The sequence below is a fragment of the Paenibacillus forsythiae T98 genome, assembly GCF_000520735.1.
In the GTDB taxonomy this organism is placed as follows: Bacteria; Bacillota; Bacilli; order Paenibacillales; family Paenibacillaceae; genus Paenibacillus_AQ; species Paenibacillus_AQ forsythiae.
In genome coordinates, this window is record NZ_ASSC01000812.1 from 1 (window position 1) to 4,857 (window position 4,857).

At 56.1% G+C, this 4,857-nt stretch carries 5 protein-coding genes; all 5 read left to right on the top strand.

Annotated elements, in window-relative coordinates; translation table 11 throughout:
* A partial coding sequence (locus tag L692_RS0124840) for an MFS transporter (RefSeq protein WP_025702619.1) occupies nt 1-561 on the top strand: 561 nt, incomplete at its 5' end.
* Between the two features lie 97 nt (nt 562-658).
* Nucleotides 659-1,387, top strand: coding sequence for a phosphonate ABC transporter ATP-binding protein (locus L692_RS0124845; RefSeq protein ID WP_025702620.1), 729 nt, complete (start codon nt 659-661; stop codon nt 1,385-1,387).
* Nucleotides 1,388-1,422: 35 nt separating this feature from the next.
* A complete protein-coding gene (locus L692_RS0124850) occupies nt 1,423-2,754 on the top strand; it encodes a hypothetical protein (protein ID WP_025702621.1) in 1,332 nt (443 codons plus the stop codon).
* Nucleotides 2,751-3,449 (top strand): response regulator transcription factor, encoded by a 699-nt coding sequence (locus L692_RS0124855; protein WP_025702622.1) that lies wholly within the window; start codon nt 2,751-2,753, stop codon nt 3,447-3,449. Before L692_RS0124850 ends, L692_RS0124855 begins: the two co-directional genes overlap by 4 nt.
* On the top strand, nt 3,446-4,857 hold a 1,412-nt coding region (locus L692_RS0124860), incomplete at its 3' end, for a sensor histidine kinase (protein WP_025702623.1). The genes L692_RS0124855 and L692_RS0124860, both read left to right, overlap by 4 nt.

Sequence of the window (4,857 nt, forward strand, 5' to 3'; positions counted from 1 at the left end):
TTCCGCCGGGTCTACCGGCTGGCCTGGTATGCGCTGATTCCGGCGCTGCTCTACGGATATATGGAGGCAAGCCTTAACAGCAGCTTCCCGGTGTACGGCCTGCGGGAAGGCCTCAGCGAGACGCAGATCGCGGCTCTGCTGCCGTTCGCGGGCCTTGGCGGCCTGCTGCTGCAACTGCCTCTTGGGCTCCTCAGCGACCGCTGGGGACGGGGGCGGGTGCTCGCCTTTGCGGGCCTTGGCGGCGGTCTGGCATTCATGCTGCTTCCGGCAAGCCCCGGATTTCCGGCCACGCTGATTCTGCTGCTTATGGTCGGCGGCCTGGTCGGCTCTTTTTTCTCGCTTGGCCTGGCTTACGCAGCCGATATTTTGCCGCGAAGCCTTATTCCCGCCGCCAATGTGGCTTCGTTCTTCCATTTCGGCGCAGGGAGTATTGCCGGTCCCGCCGTCAGCGGGGTGCTGCTCCAGTACGGGTATGGCGGCTGGGCCTTCGGACTAATGGGCTTCCTTTATATCCTGTTCGGCTGCGCGGGGTTATTATTCTCGCCAAAACGCGAATTTTGAGTTAAGATAGGAACGAGTGATCGCATAGAATTTGTTCTTGCTTTTCAAGTACACTATATTATGTATGAAGCAGATAAGGAACAGGAGAGACAGGCTCATGATTATCGTGGAGCATTTGGCCAAGGCGATCGGACCGGAGCAGACCCCGGTGCTGAGAGACATAGGCTTTCGAATGGAATCCGGAGAATTGATCGGACTGCTCGGCGCGAGCGGGAGCGGCAAGACGACGCTGCTTCGCTGCCTGGCGCTGCGCGACAAGTGGGACCGGGGGAATTTCCGGGTGGATGGCGCCGACATTTTAAAGGGCGGCCTTGGCGGGAGAGCGAAGATCCGCCGCGAATGGGCGTTCCTGGAGCAGAACGCCGAGCTGAATCCGAACCGCAGCGCCTTGAAGAACGTGCTGATCGGCCAGTCGGCTCAGACCCCCCTGTGGCGGCGAGTGACCGGAATGGTCCGCTCCGACGACTACATGGGGGCGATGGATGAGCTGGAACGGATCGGCCTGCTCGATAAGGCGAAGATGATGACGGGCAAGCTAAGCGGCGGAGAACGGCAGCGCGTCGCCATAGCCCGGGCGCTCGTTCACGGAGCCAAGGTTATTCTGGCCGATGAGCCGGTTACGGGGCTTGACCCGAAATCGGCGCAGAATATAATGGAGACGCTGCGGGAACTGTGCAGGGAGACCGGCCTTACGGTGGTCGCCGTCGTCCCGCTTGAGCTTGCCGAACGCTATGCCACGCGTTTGTGGGTGCTGGACAACGGTATCCTAAGGCATGATGTCAGCGGCCGCCGGCTTACCACGCAGGAGCGGGCCGGATTATTATAGAGCCGAAAATCACAGAATTTAGAAGAATGAAATGAGTGATCAAGTTGATTATACCAAGACTGCGGCGCCATCGTTCGCGGCGCCCCGCCGCCGATATGCCGGCTTTATGGCGCCTTGGCGCCGGTATCTTGGCGCTCTCGCTTCTGTCCGGGTGCAGCTTCATCATCAGCGACCCCGTATCTCGGATGAAGGCGCCGCGGCTTTCGGAGGATAAGGCGACGCTGATGGCGGCCATCAGCACGCTGAAGCTGATCCGCCCGAACAACGACGACGACAGCTCCATCCGCACGGCAGATCTCAATGGAGACGGAATTCCGGAAACGCTTGTCTTCTATGAAACACTCGGCGAGGCGGTGCAGATTCATGGCTTGATTCTGGAGAAGCAGGGCGATTCCTGGGTCAAGAAGCTGACCTTCGACGGCGCGGGGACGGTGCTCGAATCGGTGGAGATCAGGGATGTCACGGGAGACGGCAAGCCGGAGATTATCGCCGGTTACTCCAAGGGAGATGAAGGGCTCCAGAAGGGGCTGGTCCTGTACAGCTATTCGGGAACATCCCTGGAGGAGAAGCTGACGCTCCCCTACACCAGGTATGTGATCGATGATTTGAATGGGGACGGGATGGATGACATTACGGTCGTCTCGCTCAAACGGAACGAATCCTCCACACTGACCACCTATCAGTATAACGGAGGCTTCAAGGAGCTTGACCGGTTGGAGAATCTCGACCCTTACATTAACAATTACTATAACATTGTCGTGGGCAAAGTGGCCAAAGGCAAGGAAGGAATCGTTCTGGACGCCGCCGTCAATTCGCATTCAGCTTACAGTTATATGATCGTCATGGAGAACAATCGTTTCCGTGTCGTTCTCTCCGGAGACGACAGTACATTTAAGGACCGCCGGATTTCGAGCGGAGATATTGACGGAGACGGCATCCTCGAAATCGGCCTGATGGAAAGGCCGTCCGGCTGGGAGAATATCGAAGCGGACGCGGTCCCCTGGTTCTACTCCTACTATAAATGGGATGGCAAGGAAGGGCTGACCTTTGCGCTTCAGCAGTACCGTGATCCGTCAGACCGGTTCACACTGAATTTTCTCCCGGCATGGCACGGGAAGGTTACGGTTGACATGAAATCCGTACAGGACCGGTACCTCAAGTTCATCATGTCCGACACCGGCGAGACGGTTGCCGAAATTTCCTTCTTTTCCGAGGAAGAGTGGAACCGGGTAAAAGGCGACGGCTGGGAGCTATGGGGCGAGGATGCGGACAAGATTATCGGATATCGGGGCAAGCTGGAGCAAAATTCTGACGGAATCAAGAAAGGGAACACTACGGTTCCCGCAGAGAGGAAGGGAATCAATTGAGTAAGGTGCTCATACTGGAGGATGAAGAATCGATCCGCAGCTTTATTGTAATCAATTTGAAACGCAACGGATTTGAAGTGCTGGAAGCGGCCGACGGCAACGAAGCCCTCAGCAAGCTGAATGCGGTACCCGATATTGATATCGCATTGCTTGACGTGATGGTGCCGGGTATTGACGGTTTCGAAGTGTGCAGACGGATCAGGGAGACGAACGAGCGGATCGGCATCATTTTTCTGACGGCCAAGGTGCAGGAGCAGGATAAAGTCTATGCGCTGTCCGTGGGCGCCGACGATCATGTCAGCAAGCCATTCAGCCCCACGGAGCTGATCGCCCGAATTCAGTCGCTTCTGCGGAGAGTGAATGTGCACCGGGAGCAGTCGGCCAAGGTGTCCTTTCATTCCGGCCCGTTTACGCTGGATCTCATTTCCAAGCAATTCAAGCGCAGCGGAGATCCCATCGAGCTGACGCCGACCGAATTTTCGCTCGTGCAGTTTTTCCTTGAAAAAGAAAATACACCCTTGAGCCGGGACGTTCTGCTCGATCATGTATGGGGCAAGGAATATATGGGCGATCCGAAGATCGTCGACGTGAACATCCGGCGGCTCCGGCAAAAAATCGAAAACAATCCGTCAGAGCCGGAATATTTGCAGACGGTATGGGGACACGGCTATAAGTGGAAAGGTCAGGGACAATGATTAAGAAGGGGATGCGCAGACAGATCGTTCTACACTACATTCTTGTAGTCTTTTTGGCGCTTCTCCTCGTGGAAGTCATCTTTCTGCTGGTAATCCGGACGTACTATTACGATAGTATTTATAACCGGATAACGACACAAATCAGCCAAGGGGAATATTTCTACCGGCTCTCGAATGAGGACTCTCCGATCTCCCTGCAGGAGCTGCTGCGCATCTTTGCGCTGAACTCGACGGAGCTTCAGGTGCTGACGCTAAGCGGAGACATGATCACCAGCTCGACAGGCTTCCAGCCGGACCGGACCATTACAACGAGTGACGTGCCGGAAGCGGTCGGCGGCGGAATCGGCCGCTGGGTAGGCAGGCAATCCGGAACCAACGAAAGCGTTATGGCCGTCTCCAAGGTGCTGCAAAGCCACGGCCGTGACGTCTATGTGCTGCGATATGTAACTTCTGTTGAAAGAGTGGACACCGATTTATTTAATGTGACCCTGATATCGGCAGGCATCGGGGCGGCTGTCCTTGTGATCGTTGCCGCCTTTAGCTTCGGACTGGCCAACTCGATTATCAAGCCACTTAACAATATTACTGCGGTATCCGCTCAAATGGCCAAGGGCAAGTTCAATATACGCATTAAAGGCGATTACCGCTACGAGATCGGGGAGCTTGCCTCCACCCTGAATTACATGGCCCAGGAGATTGTGCGGAGCAATCAGATCAAGGATGATTTTATCTCCTCGATTTCACATGAACTCCGGACGCCGCTGACCAGCATCAAGGGCTGGAGCGAGACATTGATCTCCGGCGGATATGATCCGGAAGAAACGAAGCTCGGCATGAGCATTATCTCCAAAGAGAGCGACCGCCTGATCGGGCTTGTCGAGGAGATTCTCGATTTCTCCAAGCTGCATCAGAATGAAATGAAGCTCTCCATCGGCGCCGTAGGCGCGAAGGAACTGCTGCAGGAAATTATTCTGAATCTGTGGGCCAAGGCCGAGAAGAAGAGCATCCGGCTTGTGCTGGAAGCGGAAGAGGGCATTTACGTCAGGGGTGACGCCAACCGGCTGAAGCAGGTGTTCCTGAATTTGACGGACAATGCGGTGAAATTCTCGCCTGAAGGGTCAAGTATACTGCTCTCCGCGCGGCGTGCGGACGAAACAGAAGCCGAAATGGTGGTACAGGACAGCGGCATCGGCATCAGCCCGGATCATTTGAACCGGGTCAAGGACCGCTTCTTCCAGGTGGATTCGCTCAACGGCGGTACAGGGCTTGGTCTTGCCATTTCACAGCAGCTCGTGGAGCTTCACGGGGGAACCATGGAAATTGAAAGCGAGCTTGGCAAGGGTACCCGGGTTACGGTGTACCTGCAACTGACCGAGCCGATTCCGGCACCGGAAACGGCGGGGGCCGG